Origin of the sequence: Mesorhizobium waimense (assembly GCF_003601975.1) — a bacterium.
In the GTDB taxonomy this organism is placed as follows: domain Bacteria; phylum Pseudomonadota; class Alphaproteobacteria; order Rhizobiales; family Rhizobiaceae; genus Mesorhizobium; species Mesorhizobium waimense.
Genome location: NZ_QZWZ01000037.1, coordinates 18,833 through 39,931, shown reverse-complemented (window position 1 = coordinate 39,931; position 21,099 = coordinate 18,833). Strand labels below are relative to the sequence as shown.

Sequence of the window (21,099 nt, the reverse complement as noted above, 5' to 3'; positions counted from 1 at the left end):
CAGCCTGCCTTCCCATCGCGGACACATGACGCGAAACGACCCCCTCTGTCCTGCCGACTTTCGTGGCCCAGCGCTCGCTTCTTTATCGACCGGCCCGTATCGGCTAAGGGGCGGGGAAAGAGAATTCCCCGGACCTGCTCATGACCGCCAAGCCAAAACCCCTCCCCTTGTTCCTCGGCATCGATACCGGCGGCACCTATACCGATGCCGTGCTGTGGTCGGAAAGCGGCAGCCCGCGCGGCAGGGTACTGGCCAAGGCCAAGGCGCTGACGACGCGGCATGATCTGGCGGTCGGCATTTCCGGCGCGGTCGATGCGGTGCTGCAGAAGGCCGGCACCAATCCTGCGGCGATAAAACTGGTGTCGATGTCGACGACGCTTGCCACCAACGCGCTGGTCGAAGGCCAGGGCGGGCGCGTGGCGCTGGTGATGATCGGATTTTCCGAGACCGACCTCGCCCGCGACGGTCTGAAGACGGCTTTAGGCACCGACCCCGTGGTGTTCTGCCCCGGCGGCCATGATGTCCACGGCAACGCCGCCAAGCTCGATTTGTCCGGCCTCGAGGCGGCCTTGCCCGAGCTCGGCGGTTCGGTGTCGGGCTTTGCCGTCTGCGCCTACTTCGCCACCCGCAACCCGGCGCATGAGATCGCCGCCCGCGAGTTGATCCGCGAGAAGACCGGCCTGCCGGTCACCGCCAGCCATGAGTTGTCGGCCAAGCTCGGCGGCCCGCGCCGGGCGCTGACCACACTGCTCAACGCCAGGCTAATCTCGATGATCGACCGGCTGGTGGCGGCGACCGAAGGCTTTCTCGAGGCGCGCAAGATCGCGGCACCTTTGATGGTGGTGCGCGGCGACGGCGCGCTGGTGTCGGCGGCGTTCGCCCGCCAGCGGCCGATCGAAACCATTTTGTCCGGCCCGGCCGCCAGCCTCGTCGGCGCCCGCCACATGACCGGCCTCGACGATGCCGTCGTCTCCGACATTGGCGGCACCACCACCGACGTCGCGGTGCTCGACAGCGGCCGTCCAAGGCTCGACCCGGAAGGCGCCACCGTCGGCGGCTTCCGCACCATGGTCGAGGCGGTGGCGATGCGCACCTACGGCCTCGGCGGCGATTCCGAAGTGGCGCTGGAGGAGGGCGCGCTCAACCCAAAAATCCTGCTCGGGCCGCGCCGCCTGGTGCCGCTGGCGCTGGCCGGCATGGTACATGGCGAGGCGGTGATGGTGGAGCTGGAACGCCAGCTGCGCGCGCCGAACTCCGGCCGCATGGATGGCCGCTTCGCGGTGCGCACCGGGGTGCCGGAGCGGCTGGCGGCCGGCCTGACCGGCGCCGAGGCCAAGCTCTATGACCTGATTGGCGCCACCCCGCTGCCGCTCGACAGGCTGCTTACCTCGAACGCCCAGAACGCCACACTGAACCGGCTGGTGTCGCGTGGGCTGGTGCATATTTCGGGCTTCACGCCGTCGGATGCCGCCCATGTGCTGGGCAAGCAGGCCAATTGGGATGCGGCCCCGGCCCGTCTCGGCGCCGAACTCTTCGCCCGCAAGCGCGACGGCAGGGGCCAGGCGATCGCCGCCACGCCGGAGGCGGTTTCCGAACGCGTGCTGGTGACGCTGACCCGCTGGTCGGCCGAATACATTCTTGAAACCGCCTTTGCCGAGGATGGGCTCGATGGCGCCGCCACTGTGGCGCATGCGCTGGTGCAGCGCGCCGTCGATTCGCATCCCGGCATCGCCCGCCTCAGCGTCGCGCTCGATCGTCCGGTCATCGGCCTCGGCGCCTCGGCGCCGCTGCATTATGCCGGGCTGCCGCCGCTCATCGGCAATGGCTGCATCGTGCCCGACGATACCGACGTCGCCAACGCGCTCGGCGCCGTCGTCGGCCAGGTCCGCGTCTCGGCCGAGGCGCGCGTCAGCCAGCCCATGGAAGGCCTGTTCCGCCTCGCGTCGGGCGAAAGCGTGCGCGACTTCACCGACGAGGCGGCAGCGGTCGCGGCAGCCGAGGCCGATGTGCGGGCCATCGCCGCCAAACGGGCGAAAGACGCCGGCACCGACAGTGCCGAAATCGAAGTCGCCACCGAATTCAACGTCTCCACCGTCGAAAGCCAGCGCATGTTCATCGAAGCGCATGTGGTGGCGGTGGCGTCTGGAAGGCCAAGGATTGCGGTGTAGATTCAGGTGAGGCCGGCCTGCAAATGGCGGCGTCCTGCGCTTCCGGTGCTCACATACCCAAAAGTACGCTCCGCTCCGGTTCTCGAACGCCACCATTTTCGACTCGGCCTGACCTGAATCCGTCCTTCGAACCAAATACGCCCACCTTCACCCTAAGCTGAATTGACCGTACCACCTCGACATGCCAAAGGCCCGGCCTAGCCTTTCATCTGGAGACGCCCTGATGACCGATCGCATTGAGATCGCCGGATTGCGGATTGCCCGCGACCTGCATGACTTCGTCGTCAGCGAGGCGCTGCCCGGCACCGGCATTGCCGCCGACGCGTTCTGGAACGGTTTTTCGGCTATCGTCCACGACCTCGCACCGAAGAACCGGGCGCTGCTGGCAAAGCGCGACGCCATGCAGGAGCAGCTCGATGGCTGGTACCGCGACAATGGCGCGCCGCTCGATATGGAGGCCTACAAAGGCTTCCTGAAGGAGATCGGCTATCTCGTCCCTGAGGGACCCGCCTTCAGGGTCTCCACCGACAATGTCGATCCCGAGATCGCGGTGGTCGCCGGGCCGCAGCTGGTCGTGCCGGTGATGAATGCGCGCTATGCGCTCAACGCCGCCAATGCGCGCTGGGGTTCGCTCTATGATGCGCTCTACGGCACCGATGCCATCCCCGAAACGGGCGGCGCGGAAAAAGGCAAGGGGTTCAACCCCGTGCGCGGCGCCAAGGTGGTTGCCTGGGCCAAGGATTTCCTCGACCAGTCGGTGCCACTCACCTCCGGCAAATGGGCCGGGGTCAACGGCCTGTCGGTGGCGAATGGCGCGCTGAAACTCAGCGCCGGCGCCGGCGGCACCACGCTGGCCGATCCGAAACAGTTTGCCGGCTATTGCGGCGATGCCGCTACGCCTGAGGCCGTGTTGCTGGCCAAAAATGGCCTGCATATCGAGATATCGATTGACCGCGCCAATCAGATCGGCCGCACCGACCCGGCAGGCATTGCCGATATCATCCTGGAATCGGCGCTCACCACCATCCAGGACTGCGAGGATTCGGTCGCGGCGGTCGATGCCGAAGACAAGGTCGTCGTCTACCGCAACTGGCTCGGCCTGATGAAGGGCGATTTGGCGGAAGAGATCAGCAAGGGCGGCATGACGTTTGTCCGCAAGCTCAATCCCGACCGCAGCTACTCGGCGCCGGCCGGCGGCCAGCTTGCGCTGCCCGGCCGCTCGCTGATGCTGGTGCGCAATGTCGGCCACCTGATGACCAACCCGGCAATAACAGACCGCGACGGAAATGAAGTGCCGGAAGGCATCATGGACGCGGCGATGACGGCGCTGATCGCGCTGCACGATGTCGGCGCGAACGGGCGGCGGATGAATTCCCGCGCCGGCTCGATGTATATCGTGAAACCCAAGATGCACGGGCCGGAGGAGGTAGGCTTCGCCGTCGAGATTTTCGATCGCGTCGAGGTGCTGCTCGGCATGGCCAAGAACACCATCAAGATGGGTATCATGGACGAGGAGCGGCGCACCACCGTCAACCTCAAGGAGGCGATCCGCTCGGCAAAAGAGCGCGTGGTGTTCATCAACACCGGCTTCCTCGACCGCACCGGCGACGAGATCCACACCTCGATGGAGGCCGGCCCGATGATCCGCAAGGGCGACATGAAGCAGGCCGCCTGGATTTCCGCTTATGAGGCCTGGAACGTCGATACGGGCCTCGAATGTGGGTTGGCCGGCCACGCCCAGATCGGCAAGGGCATGTGGGCCATGCCCGATTTGATGGCGGCGATGCTGGAGCAGAAGATCGCCCATCCCAAGGCCGGCGCCAACACCGCCTGGGTGCCGTCGCCGACGGCGGCGACGCTGCATGCCACGCACTACCACAAGGTCGATGTGCACGCCGTGCAGGCGGCGCTGAAAAGCCGGCCGAAGGCGAAGCTCGACGACATATTGTCGGTGCCGGTGGCGGTGCGGCCGAACTGGACTCCGGACGAGATCCAGCGCGAGCTCGACAACAACGCGCAGGGCATTCTCGGCTATGTCGTGCGCTGGGTCGACCAGGGCGTCGGCTGCTCGAAAGTGCCTGACATCAACGACGTCGGCCTGATGGAGGACCGCGCCACGCTGCGCATCTCCTCGCAGCACATCGCCAACTGGCTGCGCCACGATGTCTGCTCGAAGATCCAGGTCATGGATGCCTTGCAGCGCATGGCGGCCATCGTCGACCGGCAGAATGTCGGCGATCGGCTCTACCAGCCAATGGCACCCGACTTCGACAACTCCATCGCCTTCCAGGCCGCCTGCGACCTGGTCTTCAAGGCCAGCGTTCAGCCCAATGGCTACACCGAGCCGGTGCTGCACGCGCGGCGGCTGGAGCTGAAGGCGAAGCAGGCGCAGAGCTAGACCCTTTGTTTTTACGCAATTCCGGACGGAAAACCGCTACGCACTTTTCCTGGAATTGCTCTCAGCATGGGCGGCGAATCGACCGTCGACCCGCGCCGTGTTGATACGCCTCAGTTGAGGCCGAGCGTGCCGCGCAATTTTGGAAAGAGCTTCGGCCAGCGCGCCTTGCGGTCGCGGTCCAACAGCTTGTCGTAGGTCTCGAAGCCGTTGGCGGCCTCGCGAGCACAAGCGAGCGCCGATCACACAAACGAGATGTCGAGGTGATCGGTGATCGGGTTATGACGAGCCGGGCCACGGTCGAGGCTTGGGGGTTTGACTTGAGGAAAGCAACTCATGCAGACCGACCTTACCGATGTGCTGATCGCTGGGGCGGGCCCTACCGGGCTCACGCTTGCTTGTCTGCTCGCGCGAAGCGGTGTCAACTTCCGCCTCATCGACGCTTCCCCGACGCCACCCGTCGGCTCACGCGGCAAGGGCCTGCAGCCGCGCAGCCTCGAATTGTTCGATGATCTCGGCATTCGGGACCGGATCATCGCCAATGGTGTCTTCGGGCTTCCGGTCTCGTTCTACGACGAGACGGGCAATGCGCGCGTCGAGAACCTGTACGAAGAACGCACGCCGCGGCCCGATGTGCCCTATCTGAAGCCGCTGCTCATCCCGCACTTTCGGGTCGAGGAAGTCTTGCGCGGCAAGCTCGCCGACTCCGGCGGTCGCGTCGAATTCGGCATGGACCTGAGCGGCTTTGTCCAGGACGAAGACGGTGTGACCGCCGAAATCATGGGTCCGGCAGGACCGGCGACCATTCGCGCGCGCTGGCTCGTCGGCTGCGACGGCGGCAAGAGCATGGTCCGTCATCTGGCCGGCATCGACTTTTTGGGCGAGACGCTGGAAACGCACCGCATGCTGGTCGGCGATGTCAGGGTGACGGGTCTCGACCGCGCCCATTGGCATATCTGGCGCAGCGCCGAGGGTTTTCTGGCGCTCTGCCCCTTGCCGTCGACCGACATGTTCCAGTTGCAGGCGTCGGTCACGCCCGGCCAGGAAAGTGAGACGACGCTCGTCAACTTCCAGGCTCTGGTGGAGCGGCGCGCGAGGCGCGGCGACATCAAACTGTCCGACGCGGGCTGGATGTCGCTCTGGCGGGCCAATATTCGCATGGTCGATCGCTACAGGACAGGCCGGATCTTCCTCGCCGGAGACGCGGCCCATGTCCATTCGCCGGCCGGCGGCCAGGGCATGAACACCGGCATTCAGGACGCCTGCAATCTTGCCTGGAAACTGGCGGCGGTTATCGGCGGCGCCGATCCCGCCTTGCTCGATACCTACCAGGAGGAGCGCCTGCGGGTCGCGGCCTGGGTGCTCGGAATATCGAACGAGTTGATGGCGTCGGCCGCCACCACCGGAACCATAGCCTTTCGTCGCGATGAAGAGACGCTGCAACTGGGGCTCGGCTATCGCGGCTCCAGCCTGTCGAGGGATTTGCGGCCTGATGGCGAAGGGCTGCGTGCCGGAGACCGTGCTCCCGATGCGCCGGGCCTGATCGGGCCTGACGGACGGCGCAACATGTTCGACCTGTTGCGCGGGCCGCAGGTAACCGTGCTCGGCTTTGGGGCCTGGTGGCAGCCATTGATCGACGACTGCGAGGCGCGCTTCGTGGGAAAGCTGAAAGGATATGTCCTGAAGGGAGCTCCCGGCGAACCACGCCACTATGTCGATGCCAACGGACATGCACGCACTGCCATCGCGACGATACCCTTTTCATCGTCCGCCCCGACAACTATGTCGGGCTGGTGACGGAAGTGGCCGATCTCGGAGTGGTTGCGGACTATCTGGGCCATAGCTTGGAGCGGTTCACCTTTTGACAGCACTTTCCTGAATTGCTCTACGCCGCTTGCGCCATCCGCTCCGACATCATGCGGCAGGAAATCGCCTCGGCCAGATGAATGCGGCCGACGGTTTTGCTGGTGTCGAGATCGGCCAGTGTCCGCGCCACCTTCAGCACGCGGTGGTAGGCGCGCGGAAAAGCCGAGCTTTTCGCTGGCGTCCTTGAGCAGCGCCAGGCCGGCAGCATCCGGCACGGCGATCTCCTCGATGACCGAGGGCGAGCAATGCGCGTTGGTTGTGGCACTGGTGACGCCAAGCTTTTCGAAACGCTCGCGCTGGATGGTCCGGGCCCGCGCCACGCGCAGTGCCACGTAGGCACTCTTCTCCGCCCGGTCCGGCCGGATCGATGCGATCGAGCAGCGGACCGAAAATTCGCGCCTGGTAGTCGGTGCGGCAGCGCTCACCGCGCAGGCAGCGATAGCCGGGCTCGCCGGCCATGCCGCAGCGGCACGGGTTCATCGCCGCCACTAGCTGGATGCGCGCCGGATAGGTGACGCGGTGGTTGGCGCGCGCGATCATGCAGTCGCCGGTCTCGAGCGGCTGGCGCAGCGCATCGTTCAGGCGCGGCGATTGCGCGGTCGCGAGCAAAGGTCAGCGGATTAACGCGATAGAGTGAGTGGTCGTCGGCGCTCTTGATCAGCGTCTCGAATTTCGAGATGACGCGTGGGCTCCAGACTCGCGCCTGCTCCACCTTGGTCATCTTGCTTTCGAGAAGACGATCGTCGACTACCGTCACACCGGATCCTCAACCTTGCCTCGCGACAGCGTACTAAAAAACCAGCGCGATGCGAATGGATTGCCGTCGAAAGCGTCTGCCGGCACAGCAGAGATGCTTATGCTCCTGCTCGTCTAGCCGCCCATCCAAGGCATATCGATCGCCCCGAGCGATACAACGATCCCGAGGGCCACTAGCGCAACGCCCAAACTACCTTCGAAGCGGCGGCCACGGGGCAGCAGCTTCTCGACGAAGACGACCAGCGTCAAAAGCAGCATCCAGGCGACGCTCATGACGCCGGCGGCGACCAGCACGGCGAACAGCGCCCAGCAGCAGCCGAAGCAATACAGCCCGTGGCGCAGCCCCATCTTGAGCGCGCCAACCCGCCCGTCGCGCCAGTGCTGCGCAACGAAAGCGAGCGGCGAACGGCAATGGCTGAGGCAAATGTGCTTGAGGGTCGTGAATTGGTAGAGTCCGGCGACGCCAAGCGTGACACCGAGCGCGAGCGGCGCCCATTTCGAACGCTGAGGCGGATCGAGGCTCGTCGCAAACTCGCTGCCGAACTGGACCACGACATACACGAGAAGGCCCGCCACCGCCCAGACGAGCATGTAGCCTGCGACGAAGATCCATGTCGGGACGGCCACCTGCTGTTCGCGCCTAGCCTGCGCCGCCGCGAACATAAAGATCATGGGCGCTGCGGCCGGCAGCATCATAGCCGCCATCATCACAGTCCATACAGAGAGAAAGGCGGTAGCGCCGGCGAGTGACCAGCCGTCGGCGGCAATCCCGGCCATCGCCATGCCGGCCATGCCTTCCATACCCTCCATCCCGCCGCGCACAGCTATGCCCATATGCATATCCATGCTGAAGGTCTGGTAGAGGGTGAGCGCCCACGCCGCCGCTGTCAGCACGACGAGGGATGCGAGAAGGCCGAGCGGCATGCCACGCATATTCCGGAGCCGCCACGTTTTCCTGGGGAACGCGTCAGGCATCGGCACGCCCTAGTTCGGGCCGGTCCAGTCGAATGGAATGTGCTTGCTCGAGCGGGCAGTGCCCGTCCAATCTAGTCCGAAGCCTTTGGTGCTCACCTCGACAGAACGCCCCCAGGTGGCAACCTGGCCCGGGCCGACCTCCGAGCCCGGCGGGTTGATTGTCTGCACCCGCTTGCCGGGCGGTGTTGTGGGACCGGAAAGCGCTTCCGCACGGCCGACGACGAGGCCAGGAATCTCGACTCGCCATGTGGCGAGGTCGCCCGCCACCTCGAAAGTGATTGGCACGAATTCCATGCCACGCATCTCGCCGATATTGGCGGCAAAGCCCGCCGGCCAGCCGCCGGCGTGGCCGCCGAAGATCGCCTGCAGGGCTTCGCGCTGCCGCTCGTTCGCCTTCTCGTCGAGGTACATGCCCATCACGGCCTTTGCCTCGCCGGCCCACAGATTGCCTTCGAACTCGCCGAGCGCCACCAGAGTCAGGCCGTCGAGCTTCAGGTCGCCATACTGACCCTCGCGCACATGCCAGGCGAGCACGCCCTGGCAGTGATTGCCGGTCGGCCGCTGGGCGAACTCACAAGGGCAAGGGATGTCGCAGCTGCAGATGTCGAACCAGTCGCCTGCGAGCCGCCATTGAGGCACTGCATTCATGGCTCTTTCTCCCGAAAACTGAGGACCGTATCATACGTCGAAGGCTGGTCGCACTCCAGTAGTTCGTGCGTCGCTCGCTGATTTTGATGGACGGGCCCCCACATTAGTGGTCGAGGGGGTGCACACCAAGCCCGCAGCTAGGCCCCTTCAGGTCCTGATATCGGCGACGACCGCTTCCGATGCTTAACGGTCCTTCTGAGCCGCGACCACCGCACGCCGATTAATTAGCCACAATGTTAGCATGGATCGTCCGCCGGCAATGGTCGCCTTTTGACGCGGATCCGTTCAGTTTCGCGCGCGGAAGGAAAGGCAGCTTTGCGCCGCATACCGGCCGTTGAGGACGCCTTTGCCACCTCGTGAAAGCAGACTTTGCCGGCGACGAGGCTTGACAGTCGCGGTCGCGACAGGCGCAAAGATCAGTCGAGGCTGATCCGCGTTCCCTTGGCGCCGTTGAGCAGCCGCTTGAGATGGAAGCTGGCGAGCTGGTCGTCCGGACATTTGCCGATCTGCGCGGCGAAAGCCGTAAGCGCGTTTGCATCGCCGGCCTCCAATCTGCCGAAGGCTTCGAGATAGCTCGCCGTCGAAGGATCATCATACTGCTTTGACGACAAAGGCTCGAACGCGCGCAGCGCCTCGGCCCTGCCGCGCAGCATCAGATCGCCGACCGGCCGTCCGCGGAAGCCGTCGACCCTTGCAGCCGCGCTCCCGCTGACGCAGATACGCGTGCCCAGCTGCTTGTTGGCGCTTTCCAGCCGCGCCGCGATATTGATGGTGTCGCCATAGGCCGTGTAGTCGAAGAAGCGGCCTCCGCCGAAATTTCCGACCAGCGCCGGACCTGCATGGACGCCGATGCGGGTCGTACCGACCGCGACGCCCTTGTCGCGCCAGCTATCGCGGAACGATTGCGACAGCGCGTCGAGCTCGAGCGCGCAGGCAACCGCGCGCGCCGCATGGTCCTGCTGCTCGCCAGGCGCGCCGAACAGCACATGCAGCGCATCGCCGACGATCTTGGCGACGGTGCCTTCATGCGCGAACACGACGTCGGTCATGCCGGCCAAATAGTCGTTGAGGAGCGCGCCTAGCGTGGCAGGGTCGATCGTTTCCACCAGTGTGGTGAAGCTGGTAATGTCGGTGAACAGCGAGGCGACCTCGCGCCACTGCCCGGCTAGCGCCAACCCGTCGGCGTCGCCGGCCAGCCGCTCGGCCAGATTGGGCGAGAAGTAGCGCGACAGCGATGCATGCGCGCGCTCCGCGACCGCTTGCCGCCGATGCGCCTCGTGCAGCATCTCGCGATGCTTCAAGGTCTTGGCGATCGTGGTCTCCAGGTCGGCAAAGTCGATCGGCTTAGTGATGAAGTCGAAGGCGCCGCGGTTCATCGCAGTGCGGATGTTGGCCATGTCACCGTAAGCGGAGACGATGACCGTCGAAAGCTGCTGCCCCTCGGCCTGCTGCAGCTTCTCCAGCAGCGACAGGCCGTCCATACGGGGCATGTTGATGTCGCACAGCACCATGTCGATGTCGCTGTTGCCGTCGATGACGGACAGGGCGTCCACACCATCGCTGGCAAACAGGAAAATGACCGCGCCGTCGCGGATCTGACGCCGGAACTTCTGGACGATCAAGACCTCAAGGTCGGGCTCGTCGTCGACCACGAGGATGCGCGCCGTCACGCCACCATTCCCAGCCGCGTTTCGATCTGTTGCCTGAGCGCCGCAAAGTCGATCGGCTTGGTCAGCAGCGCTTCGGCGCCGTTCTCCAACGCCTTGCGCTTGGTTTCGGCGTCGCCATAGGCGGTGATCATGATGACCGGGACGTCGGGCCGCAGCACCTTGATCTTCGGCAGCAGCTCGAGCCCGCTCACGCCGGGCATGTTGATGTCGGACAGCACCAGGATCAGTGTCACCCCTTCGGCGTGGTCGATCTGCTCCAACGCATCGACCGCCGATTGCGCGAACTCCATGGTGAAGCGGCTGGCTCGGATGTCGCGGCGGAACTGCTGGCGAAACAGCGGCTCGACGTCGGGCTCGTCGTCGACGACCAGGATGAGGAGGCTCATGCTTCAGCTCCCGATTTTGCGAGCGAGGCCGCAGCGCGCGGCAGCACAATCCGGAACTCGGTGAACTCGCCTGGCTGGCTGTCGACGTCGATCGTGCCGGCATGCTGTTTGACGACGATGTCGTGGCTGAGCGACAGGCCGAGCCCGGTGCCCTCGCCGGCTGGCTTGGTCGTGAAGAATGGATTGAACATCTTCTCCTTCACCTCCGGCGGAATGCCGGTGCCGTTGTCGCGGATCCTGATTTCGACACGGTCGCCGAGACTCCTGGTGGTGGCGGAGAGCGTCGGCTCATAGCCCGCGCCATTCGCCGCGGCGCTGCGCTTGGCCGCTGCATAAAAGCCGTTGGAGATGAGGTTGAGAAGCACCCGCGTGATCTCCTGCGGGTAGAGATCGACATCCCCCGCCTGCGGGTCGAAATTCCGCGTCAGCGTGACGTTGAATCCCGGCTTTTCGGCGCGCGCCCCGTGATAGGCAAGGTTCAGGCTCTCCTCCACGACGGCATTGATGTCGATCGGACGATGCTCTCCTGAACCCGCGCGCGAATGCAGCAGCATGTTCCTGACGATGGAATCGGCCCGCTTGCCGTGCTGGACCACCTTGTCGAGATTGCTCTTGAGCATGCCTGTTAGCTCGGCGACCTCTTCGCGCACGGGTGCCTCCAAAGGCGCTCCGGCCAGCACACTGCTCAAATCATCGATGAGTTCGCCGGAGAGCGCTGAGAAGTTGTTGACGAAGTTGAGCGGGTTCTTGATCTCGTGGGCGATACCGGCGGTCAACTGGCCGAGTGAGGCGAGCTTCTCCGTTTGCACGAGGCGGTCCTGCGCGGTCCTCAGATCTTCGAGCGAGCGTGACAATTCGCGGGTACGCGCCTGCACCTCATCGAACAGCCGGACGTTCTCGATCGCTATGCCGGACTGGTCGGCAAACGTCTCGACGAGCTCGATCTGCCTCGGCGTGAAGTCCCGCACCTGTGACCGCGTCAGCGCGAACACGCCGACCGGCGCGCCTTCGCGCAAGATCGGAACGCATAGAATGGTCCGGTAGCCGCCGAGCTTCTGAAGCTGCGTTGCCCCGTAGTCCGGGTCGGCGAGCACGTCCGAAACGTGGACGGCGCGGGCTTCGAGGGCCACCCTTCCGGTGACGCTGTCGCGACTGGCGGCGAAGGGATTGGCTTTGGCGAAAACCGCGGCTTCAGGCAAATTGCCGTAGTTGGCCGACCACCGGTAGAGATCGCCGTCGCGCTTGAAGATGACGCTCGTGTCCGCGTCGCACAGCTTGGCCGCTGATTCCACCAGCGTGTCGAGAACCGGCTGCAGGTCGAACGTAGAGCGGCTGATCGCCTTCAGGACGTCGGCCGTCGCCGTCTGCTGCTGCAGCGACTCGCTCAATTCCGCCGTGCGGGCCTGTACCTCGTCGAACAAGCGGACATTTTCGATGGCGATCACAGCCTGGTCGGCAAAGGTCTGCACTAGCTCACTCTGTCGTTTCGTGAACAGGCCGGCCTCAGTGCGGCCGATGAAGAACACTCCGTCTACCTTCCCATCCCTGAGCAATGGCACGCCGAGAGCTGCGCGGACCGTGCCGTGTTCGTCCAGGGTCGGGAAATCGTATTCAGGATCGGACAGCACATCCGGGTTGTTCTGAACGCGACCCGAAAGTGCGACCCGACCCGAGATGGTCTTGCGATCGAACGCAAGAAGCTGGTTCCTGATGATACTCGCTTCCTGAGGGTTGGCACCGAAAGTAGCGCCGGCACGCAGCATGTCGCCCTCCCGCAAGTAAATCACGCATTGGCTGGCATCGCAGAGCTTTGCAGCCGAATCCACCAGCGTGTCGAGAACCGGCTGCAGGTCGAATGTGGAACGGCTGATCGCCTTCAGAACATCCGCCGTTGCCGTCTGTTGCTGCAGCGCCTCTCCGAGTTCGGCCGTCCGCGCCTGCACCTCGTCGAACAGCCGGACATTTTCGATGGCGATCACTGCCTGGTCGGCAAAGGTTTCGACGAGTTCGATCTGCCTTTCGGTGAAGGGCCGCACCGTCGAGCGGGTGAGCGAGAAAACGCCGATTGGAACCCCCTCGCGCAGCAGCGGCACGGCCAGCACCGTGCGGTATCCGCCGAGCCGCTGTCCTTCCCACAGCGTGTAGTCGGCGTCTGCCAGCACGTCCGGAATCTGGACGGCCTTGCCTTCGAGCAGGACTCGCCCGACCCCGGTGCCGCGCCCCGGGACGTGCACAAAGCCGCTGAAATATTCCTCGAGCTCGGCCGGATAGCCGTAACTCGCAGCCTCGACGAATTTGCCGTCCGTCTCACGCACGATCGAGGCGTTGTCCGCTTCGCACAGCCGGGTCACCGATTCGGCCAGAGCGTCGAGCACTGCCCGGAGGTCGAACGTCGAGCGGCTGATCGCCTTCAGGACGTCGGCCGTCGCCGTCTGCTGCTGCAGCGACTCGCTCAATTCCGCCGTGCGCGCCTGCACTTCTTCGAACAGGCGAGCATTTTCGATGGCGATGACGGCCTGGTCGGCGAAGGTCTGGATCAGATCGATTTGTTTCTCGGTGAAAGGTTGGACTTTCTGACGAGCCAGCACGAGCACGCCGATCGGATTTCCCTCGCGCATCAACGGCACACCCAACACCGTCCGGAACCAAACCTTGCTGGTCGATTCCAGGAACGTGTATTCCGGATCGGCCAGAACATCGGCCACATGCACGATCTTGCGGTCGAGCAATGCCCGCCCGACCACGGTGCCGCGTCCGGGCGCCAGGCGCTTGTCCTTCACGTACTCCTGCCAATCCGACGAGAGATTGTAGTTGGTGGCGTAGTAGAAGCCTTCCGCCTCCTGCCGGGTGATTCCCGCCATATCCGCCTCGCAAAGCTGTGCGGCCGATTGCGTCAGCGTATCGAGCACCGCCTGCAGGTCGAACGTCGAGCGGCTGATCACCTTGAGCACATCGGCGGTCGCCGTCTGCTGCTGCAGCGATTCGCTGAGTTCGGCGGTACGCGCCTGCACCGCTTCGAAGAGCCGCACATTGCCGATTGCGATGACGGCCTGGTTGGCGAAAGTTTTGAGGAGGTCGATTTGATTGTCGCTAAAAAGCCGCGCCTCGATGCGCCGGATCATAAGCGCTCCGATTGCTTTTCCTTCCTGCAACAGCGGAGTGGCGAGAATCGCGCGAAAACCAAGCCGTTGAGCCATCATTCGGCCAGTTGCAAACTCCTCTCCAGCGATCGTCAAGTCATGAACGTGGACCGGTACCCGATCCAATACGGCGCGGCCGGTAACGATGTCGCGCGCGACCGGCAAGCCAGTGCCGTCAATCGGAATCGGTCCGTGATGCGCTCCCACAGCCAGCCTGTCGGAGCGCAGCAGATAGATCGTTGCGTCATAGGCGTCGCAGAGCCGAGCGGCACTTTCAGCGACGGCGTCCAGCACAGGCTGAATGTCCGTAGGAGACCCGGCGATCACTTGCAGTATCGCGCCGGTCGCCGTCTGCTTCTCTAGCGCGTCGGTCAGGTCACGGCCACGCGACTCGACCTCTTCGAACAGCCGGACGTTCTCGATGGCTATGACCGCCTGGTCGGCGAAGGTCTTGAGCAGTTCGACCTGCCGATCGGGAAAATCGCCGGCTTCAAGCCGGTCGACCGTCATCACGCCGATCGGAACGCCATCCTTGAGCATCGGCACCGCGACGGTGCTTCGCGAATGCAAGAAATCGGCAAGCGCGCCCATCTTATGATCCGGATCGGCCTGATAATCCGGATCGGCCTGTATGTCGGGGATTTGCACAACGGTGCCGCTGCTCACCGCCCGCGCTGCAGCGCTGCCACGTCCTGGTGCCATTGGGAAGCTCCGATCGATCGTCTCGATTGCTTCGGGCGGCACCCCGTAATGGGCCATGAAGTGCAGGAGCGTTCCATCGAACCGGTCGACAAAGCAGAATTGCGCCCCGCAGAGCTTGGCGGCGCTCTGGGCGATCGTGTCGAAGACCGGCTGCGCATCAGTCGGGGATCTGGAGATCGCGCGCAATATCTCGCCGGTGGCCATCTGCTGTTCCAGCGACTCGGCTAGGTCGCGGTTGCGGGACTCGACCTCTTCGAACAGCCGCACGTTCTCGATAGCGATGACCGCCTGATCCGAAAATGTCTGCACCAGTTCGATTTCGCGTGTACTGAACGGCGAGACCGACGAGCGAGCGAGGACGAAGACGCCGGTCACGGCGCCGTCACGCATCAGCGGAACGCCCAGCAGGGTGCGGAAGCCGCCGAGCCGCTGGCCTTCGATGTTGGTATACTCCGGATCGTCGAGAACGTCGGCAATCTGCTCCACGGACCCGCTCTGGGCAACGCGGGCGGCGATGCTGCCCCGGCCCGGCGTGACCGGGAGGTTGTTCATGTGTTCCTGGAATTCTTGGCTCCATCCGATCTGTACCGTCGGCTGCAACACTTCGCCCTGGCGCAGATAGATGTAGCCCATCCCGGAATGACAGAGGTCGGACGCGGACTTCACAAGCGTATGCAGCACGGAATCGAGATCGAACGCCGAACTGCTGATCGTCTTCAACACTTCGGCCGTCGCCGTCTGCTGATCCAGCGACTCGGCCAGTTCACGATTGTGCCCCTCGACTTTCTCGAACAGCCGGACATTCTCGATGGCGATCACGGCCTGGTCGGCGAAGGTCTGGACCAGCGCGATCTGGCGTACGGTGAAAAGCCGCGCCTCCGGCCGGGACAATGAAATGACGCCCACGACCTTGCTGTCGCGCTTCAGCGGGACGGCAAGCCCGGCGCGGTAGTCGCCGAGCTCATGAGCGGCGAGCGAGCGGAAGCGCGGATCGTTAGGTACGTCCTCGACATGCACGATCTCTCCGGTGAAGGCGGCGAGCCCCGAGGTCGTCTGCGCGTCGGCGGCCGGCGTGAGTGGGTTGTCGCGCACGGCAGCCACCCACTCGTCGGAATAGTTGACTTGCGCGGCAAGAAACAGCTGTTCGCCCCTGCGCAGCCAGATGACACCTCGCGTCGCCTGACAGAGCTGGATGCTCGTCTGGATAAGGGTGGTTAAGACCGTGTCCAGATCAAAGGCGGAGCGGCTGATGACTTTCAGCACCTCGGCCGTCGCCGCCTGATGCTCGCGCGTTTCGTCCAACTGCTGGGTGAGCAGCGCAATCTTCGATTCGCGTTCGGAGTTCGATTTATGCACGCTGCGGTCCGATCCTCGATTGCGGCATCGGCGCCACTCTTTGATCTCTTTCGCCATGAACTTAGACCGGAAAAGCTTGGCGACCGATAGTCCAACTTTTGCCGCCACCAGGTTCGAGCCTGGTGGCTGTGTACCGAAGAGCCGCTCTTTTTGAGCGTACCTGCCGCTTTCGACATAACTCGGTGGAAGCAAAATCCCGCTGATTTGGGAATCCCCAACGATTCCAGGTCAACGCAGAACGCTCAGCGGCCATCGCTCTGCGTTTCTAGAAAGTCAGGAAAGGGTCAGGGTACGACGCTGTTCGCCACACCCGAAAGTCCGCTTTTTCAGGTCCGTGCGCCAGAAGCTGCCGGTCTGCTAACGGCCCAAAAGGTTCCAGTCAGCAGCGCTCCTTATGTCGATAGAGCCAGACTTTGCCTCCACCAAGAGGCAGACATCGCGGGTGACCATGCTGGAGGTCTTGGTCGTGCCATGAACGGACATCTTGCCATGAGTTTGAAGCTCGATCGATCTCGTACGGTCCTGGCATCTGAACGCTGCAGCACATCGAAGCGCGTGGCTAGGAATGTAGCTCGACAAAAGGACTGCTCGACCCGTACGCTGCGGTATGGTTGACGTGGCCGGCCCTTTCGAGCGGAAGCTTGCGGCGATCCTTGCCGCTGATGTTTCCGGCTATAGCCGGATGATGGAGGTGGACGAAGCCGGCACGCTTGCGCGCATGAGGGCACATATTGGTGAGGTCGTCAGGCCCAGGATCGCGGCGCATCGGGGCAATATCGTCAAGACCACGGGCGACGGCCTGCTCGTCGAGTTTGCGAGCGTCGTCGAGGCAGTTGAGAGCGCTGTCGAAATCCAACGATCGATGGCGGAGCGGAACAGCGGTGAGCCTGAGAACACCCAAATCCTTTACCGCGTCGGGATCAATCTCGGTGACGTCATGTTCGAGGACGGAGACGTCTTCGGCGACGGCGTAAACGTGGCCTCGCGGCTAGAGGGGCTCGCCAAGCCGGGCGGCGTGTGCGTCTCGGACATTGTGCATCAGGCAGTCGAGGACCGGATCCAGGTTCCCTTCCGTGACATGGGCAACCAGCGGGTAAAGAACATCTCCCGACCCATCCGTGTCTGGCAGTGGACGCCCGACGCGGCGCTGCAGACGACTCGACCTGTCGAGGCGGCGCTGCACCAGAGGGTGCAGTTCGCGACGGCGTCGGACGGCGTGCAACTGGCTTGGGCCAGCATTGGCCAGGGAGCGCCGGTGCTGAAGGGTCCGAACTGGCTGAACCATCTTGAGTATGAATGGCACAGTCCAATTTGGCGTCCGATGCTCGCGAAGCTCGCCAAGTTTTGCCATCTCGTGCGGTTCGATCAACGCGGAAACGGCCTCTCGGACTGGGAGGTTGAGACTATATCGGAAGATGCAATGGCCGGTGACATGTCCACAGTCGCGACCGCTGCACAGGTGGATCGGTTCGCGCTTCTCGGCATCTCGCAAGCCTGCGCCTTTTCCGTGCGCTATGCTGTGGAGCATCCGGAGCAAGTGACATGTCTCGTCCTGCTGGGTGGTTTTGTCCGAGGTCGGCTAAGGCGACCGGGTCTCGACCAAAGGAAGCTATATGAAGCCGGGGCGATGATGATCCGCGACGGCTGGGGCTCGCCGAATCCTGTTTTCAGGCATTTCTTCACTTCGACGTTCATCCCCGACGCCCCACATGAGATTATGGCGAGCTTTGACGAACTACAGCGCATTGCCACGAGCCCCGAGGCGGCGATGCGACTTTGGCAAATGAACAGCAAAGTTGAGGTGACAGAGCTGGCAAAGAGGGTCCGTGTGCCAACGCTCGTGCTGCATTGCGTGGGCGATCGCGTCGTGCCGATCGAGGAGGGCCGCCTGATGGCAAAACTCATTCCGGGGGCGATGTTCGTCGAACTGCCGGGAAATAACCACGTGCTCATTGAAGGCACGTCAGCCTACGACCAGTTTTTCGAGGAAACGGCTGTCTTCCTGGCGATGCACAATCCGGTCGCGTAGCTTACGACCGGTGATCCACTTTGGAACTGCCAGTTCTACGGCAAGCTTTTGACCCGTTGGAGACCTTCATTTGCGACCATGGAATGGCAGCAATGCGCCCAATGTCGGTCTTAGAGTCAGCCGTTGCCTCTGCCCGAAAGCAGACACCACATTGCTTTCTGTGTGACGGCATCTGTGCGCCGGTAGCGGATGTCTTGTACTCGCCAGCTCTTCCTGTCAGCGGATAGGCCACCAGTCACCCAACTGTTCAGGTGTAAGGTTGATGGGACAACGCAGGGCTCGTTTGCGGCATGAACACTTCCTTCCATACCGCTTGCGATTTGCAAACAGTTGCGATAGCGTTTGACCGCTTGCAAACTACAAGCAGTTTAATCTGTGAACCCACTATGAGAAGGGGCTGGTCATGGGCAAACTTATCTTGGGAATGAACGTCTCCATCGATGGCTATGTCGATGACCTTGCCGGAAATCTGGTCATGGGCGCACCAAGCCAGAAGCACTTCGATTACTGGATCGAGACGATTCGCAACCATGCCGGCGCTGTGTATGGCCGCCGGATGTACGAGGTCATGCGCTACTGGGACGATGATCACGCGGAATGGGATGCTTCGCTTCGCCAGTTCGCGACACTCTGGCGCAAGCTGCCCAAATGGGTCGTTTCGAGCACGCTTTCAGGGGTCGGCCCGAAGGCCACGCTCATCTCCTGCGATATTGAAACGCAGATTCGCGAGATCTCGGCCCGCACGGACGGTACCCTGAGCGTCTCCGGTCCGGAACTGGCCAGCCTTATGACCAGGCTGGGCCTGATCGAGGAATATCACCTGCACGTGAGGCCGTTCGTGCTCGGCAGGGGCAAGCCTTTCTTCCACGAGGCAAGGCCTCCGCTGCAACTGGTGTCGAGCACATTGATCGATGACGATACGGTTCATATGATCTATGTGCCGCGAGACTGAACGATAAGGCGCTTCAGCGCCCACAGGCGAACCAACACGTACGTCCGCCATAGCCCTGCGGCTCAATCAACGCCCCCGAAAAACCTTGGGCTTCGAAACGCCGGCTGATAGATTGCGAGCGGTGTTGCGTTGACCGGTTGAACTCGCCAATCGAAACATGACATTTGGCGTACCAAGCTCTGTTCAAGGACCTTATGCCATATGACCACAGCTAGAAGGCGGCAGCGGTCGGCGGGCGAAACAGTGATGGTAATTTCGGCGCGCATCCGCCCGACTCGCGCACTAAACGCCCAACAAGAATTCCGAACAAAGATTTCAAATGTCAGGTTTTCTCTACTGGCGAATCGTTATTTCCGCACCAAAGACGCATTTCCAAGAACAGGTTTTGTATTCTTGGCGACAGTCTCTACCCCTGCTGGTCTTGCACATACTGTAGACTTGCGCACAATCCGAACCGCAGCTTTTATGCTCGCCGGCGTCTGCTAGGACGCTTTCATCGATATTGATCTTGGAAGTCACACTACATTGATGAGTATAACCTGGTAGGCCGGATGACTCGGCCGTGTCGTTGCATTGCTCGGCGGCAATCGCCGATACATTCACAATGGCAACAAAACCGAGAGAAGCTAAGCTTACAATTGATATGTAGCGCATGGTTTCTCCTTTTTTAATTAATGATTTACTGAAGAAACTGGAACAAATCCATTATCTCACCTTTCATTGATTTTAAATAATCAATGTCGCTTGAAGATACTTCTTCACTCATATGTCGACAGAGTTAATTATGTCGATGACGGTGCTGCTGTCTTGTGCTATGTTTTGTTCAGCCTGCTGCAAGAATTGCAGCGGTCATGCCGGAGGCTGCCGATGCGTTACCTGAACTCCGCTCACTATATCAATGTGGTGGCCAACACCGGTTCGATCCGCGCCGCCGCGGAATTGCTCGCCATAACCTCGACGGCGCTCAACCGGCGTATATTGGCGATGGAGGCCGAACTGGGCGTTGCGATTTTCGAGCGACTGCCTCACGGCGTGCGATTGTCCAGCGCCGGCGAACTTCTAGTGCATCACATGCGCAACCAGTTATCCGATATGGAGCACCTGAAATCGCAGATTGCAGACCTTGCTGGCGCCCGGGCCGGCCATGTGGCGATCGCCTGCAGCCAGGCGCTATTGCCCTACCATCTGCCGATGCAGATCTCACTCTACCGCAAGGAACATCCGAATGTGACCTTCGGAGTGCACCTTCGCGACCGGGAGGAGGCCGAGCGCGCCTTGGTCGATCACACGGCCGACATCGCCATCGTCTACGAGCCAACCCGGCTGGCTGCTTTCATGACGCTGATGCGGGTGCACCAGCCGGTGCATGCGGTTATGCGGCCCGATCATCCGCTGGCTTCTCACGAGACGGTGCGGTTGCGCGCTTGCCTCGACTATCCAATCGCGCTTCCCACATCAAGTTACGGCGTGCGCTACCTGCTCGACATCGGGGCACAATCGTCATCGCTGCAGCTGGAGCCGGTGATTCAGTCGGACAGCTTCGAATTCCTGCGCAACCACGCTATCTCGGAGGATATCATCACCTTCCATTTCCCAATTGGCCTGTCCCACCAAACGATGACCGGTGACATGATCTCCCGGCCGCTCGACCCGCGCGACGTGCCCGCTGGCATGCTCTATGTCGGCCAACTCAAGGGCCGCACCCTACCGGTGGCCGCTGCCCGTTTCGCCGACCAGCTTTTCGCCTCGCTGGCGCAGCAGTATGACGTGTCGTGATGGCACCTTTCCGGCTAGTTCGTTCCAGAACGGGACCGTCTGCTTCCGGTCCAAGCTCCGGTCATTCCGGATCAAACTTCGGACAAAGCCGCTTAGCGCTTTATCGGGCAGTTTTCGCCGCGATGGCGCCGCGTTTAATTAGCCACAATGTCAGCATAGCAAGCCCACCAGATTCTGATCGAACTGCTGTGAACGGCAGCTTTGCGCAGCATGTCGGTCATTCCGACCGACTTGACCGCCTACCACAGGCGGACATTGCTGATGCCACGCTGAGGTCGCG

At 62.7% G+C, this 21,099-nt stretch carries 11 protein-coding genes and 2 pseudogenes; 6 read left to right on the top strand and 7 right to left on the bottom strand.

Annotated features, from left to right (window positions below):
• The first annotated feature begins 140 nt into the window (after positions 1-140).
• From D3227_RS30735 to D3227_RS30725, 3 genes are all read left to right on the top strand, one after another.
• Positions 141-2,168, top strand: a complete 2,028-nt coding sequence (locus D3227_RS30735; RefSeq protein WP_120017962.1) for a hydantoinase/oxoprolinase family protein — start codon at positions 141-143, stop codon at positions 2,166-2,168.
• Positions 2,169-2,391: 223 nt separating this feature from the next.
• The gene (locus tag D3227_RS30730) at positions 2,392-4,566 is read left to right on the top strand and encodes a malate synthase G (protein ID WP_120017961.1); all 2,175 of its coding nucleotides are present in this window, start codon (positions 2,392-2,394) and stop codon (positions 4,564-4,566) included.
• 333 nt (positions 4,567-4,899) lie between these two features.
• On the top strand, positions 4,900-6,360 hold the full coding sequence (locus D3227_RS30725; RefSeq protein ID WP_208646491.1) for an FAD-dependent monooxygenase: 1,461 nt from the start codon (positions 4,900-4,902) through the stop codon (positions 6,358-6,360).
• 88 nt (positions 6,361-6,448) lie between these two features.
• Here D3227_RS30725 and D3227_RS30720 read toward each other — a convergent pair.
• The 7 genes and pseudogenes from D3227_RS30720 to D3227_RS30690 form a co-directional block, all read right to left on the bottom strand.
• Positions 6,449-7,020, bottom strand: a pseudogene (locus D3227_RS30720) (magnesium chelatase subunit ChlI family protein); the annotation flags it as partial.
• Positions 7,007-7,186 (bottom strand): annotated as a pseudogene (locus D3227_RS30715) (adenylate/guanylate cyclase domain-containing protein); the annotation flags it as partial. The pseudogenes D3227_RS30715 and D3227_RS30720, both read right to left, overlap by 14 nt.
• 113 nt (positions 7,187-7,299) lie before the next feature.
• Positions 7,300-8,109 carry a DUF2182 domain-containing protein gene (locus D3227_RS30710; protein ID WP_245451936.1) on the bottom strand — a complete coding sequence of 270 codons (810 nt, stop codon included), beginning with the start codon at positions 8,107-8,109 and terminating at the stop codon, positions 7,300-7,302.
• 60 nt (positions 8,110-8,169) lie between these two features.
• Positions 8,170-8,808: a DUF1326 domain-containing protein gene (locus tag D3227_RS30705; RefSeq protein WP_120017959.1), complete on the bottom strand. Its 639-nt coding sequence runs from the start codon at positions 8,806-8,808 to the stop codon at positions 8,170-8,172.
• A 416-nt stretch (positions 8,809-9,224) separates the two neighbouring features.
• Complete coding sequence (locus D3227_RS30700; RefSeq protein WP_120017958.1) at positions 9,225-10,478, bottom strand: adenylate/guanylate cyclase domain-containing protein; 1,254 nt, start codon at positions 10,476-10,478, stop codon at positions 9,225-9,227.
• A complete protein-coding gene (locus D3227_RS30695) occupies positions 10,475-10,864 on the bottom strand; it encodes a response regulator (protein ID WP_120017957.1) in 390 nt (129 codons plus the stop codon). Before D3227_RS30695 ends, D3227_RS30700 begins: the two co-directional genes overlap by 4 nt.
• Positions 10,861-16,062 (bottom strand): GAF domain-containing protein, encoded by a 5,202-nt coding sequence (locus D3227_RS30690; protein WP_167480922.1) that lies wholly within the window; start codon positions 16,060-16,062, stop codon positions 10,861-10,863. Before D3227_RS30690 ends, D3227_RS30695 begins: the two co-directional genes overlap by 4 nt.
• 607 nt (positions 16,063-16,669) lie before the next feature.
• On the opposite strand from D3227_RS30690, the gene D3227_RS30685 reads away from it, so the two are divergent.
• The 3 genes from D3227_RS30685 (at position 16,670) to D3227_RS30675 (ending at position 20,819) form a co-directional block, all read left to right on the top strand.
• Entirely contained in the window at positions 16,670-18,091 is a 1,422-nt protein-coding gene (locus tag D3227_RS30685) for an alpha/beta fold hydrolase (protein ID WP_120017955.1), read from the top strand.
• A gap of 403 nt (positions 18,092-18,494) precedes the next feature.
• Positions 18,495-19,043 (top strand): dihydrofolate reductase family protein, encoded by a 549-nt coding sequence (locus D3227_RS30680; RefSeq protein WP_120017954.1) that lies wholly within the window; start codon positions 18,495-18,497, stop codon positions 19,041-19,043.
• A gap of 867 nt (positions 19,044-19,910) precedes the next feature.
• Complete coding sequence (locus D3227_RS30675; RefSeq protein ID WP_120017953.1) at positions 19,911-20,819, top strand: LysR family transcriptional regulator; 909 nt, start codon at positions 19,911-19,913, stop codon at positions 20,817-20,819.
• Positions 20,820-21,099: the final 280 nt, after the last annotated feature.

Excerpts from the sequence above, each read along its gene's own strand:
- D3227_RS30735 (WP_120017962.1), top strand. The coding sequence starts at position 141 with ATGACCGCCAAGCCAAAACCCCTCCCCTTGTTCCTCGGCATCGATACC.
- D3227_RS30730 (WP_120017961.1), top strand. The coding sequence starts at position 2,392 with ATGACCGATCGCATTGAGATCGCCGGATTGCGGATTGCCCGCGACCTG.
- D3227_RS30725 (WP_208646491.1), top strand. The coding sequence starts at position 4,900 with ATGCAGACCGACCTTACCGATGTGCTGATCGCTGGGGCGGGCCCTACC.
- D3227_RS30710 (WP_245451936.1), bottom strand. The coding sequence starts at position 8,109 with ATGCCGCTCGGCCTTCTCGCATCCCTCGTCGTGCTGACAGCGGCGGCG.
- D3227_RS30705 (WP_120017959.1), bottom strand. The coding sequence starts at position 8,808 with ATGAATGCAGTGCCTCAATGGCGGCTCGCAGGCGACTGGTTCGACATC.
- D3227_RS30695 (WP_120017957.1), bottom strand. The coding sequence starts at position 10,864 with ATGAGCCTCCTCATCCTGGTCGTCGACGACGAGCCCGACGTCGAGCCG.
- D3227_RS30685 (WP_120017955.1), top strand. The coding sequence starts at position 16,670 with ATGGTTGACGTGGCCGGCCCTTTCGAGCGGAAGCTTGCGGCGATCCTT.
- D3227_RS30680 (WP_120017954.1), top strand. The coding sequence starts at position 18,495 with ATGGGCAAACTTATCTTGGGAATGAACGTCTCCATCGATGGCTATGTC.
- D3227_RS30675 (WP_120017953.1), top strand. The coding sequence starts at position 19,911 with ATGCGTTACCTGAACTCCGCTCACTATATCAATGTGGTGGCCAACACC.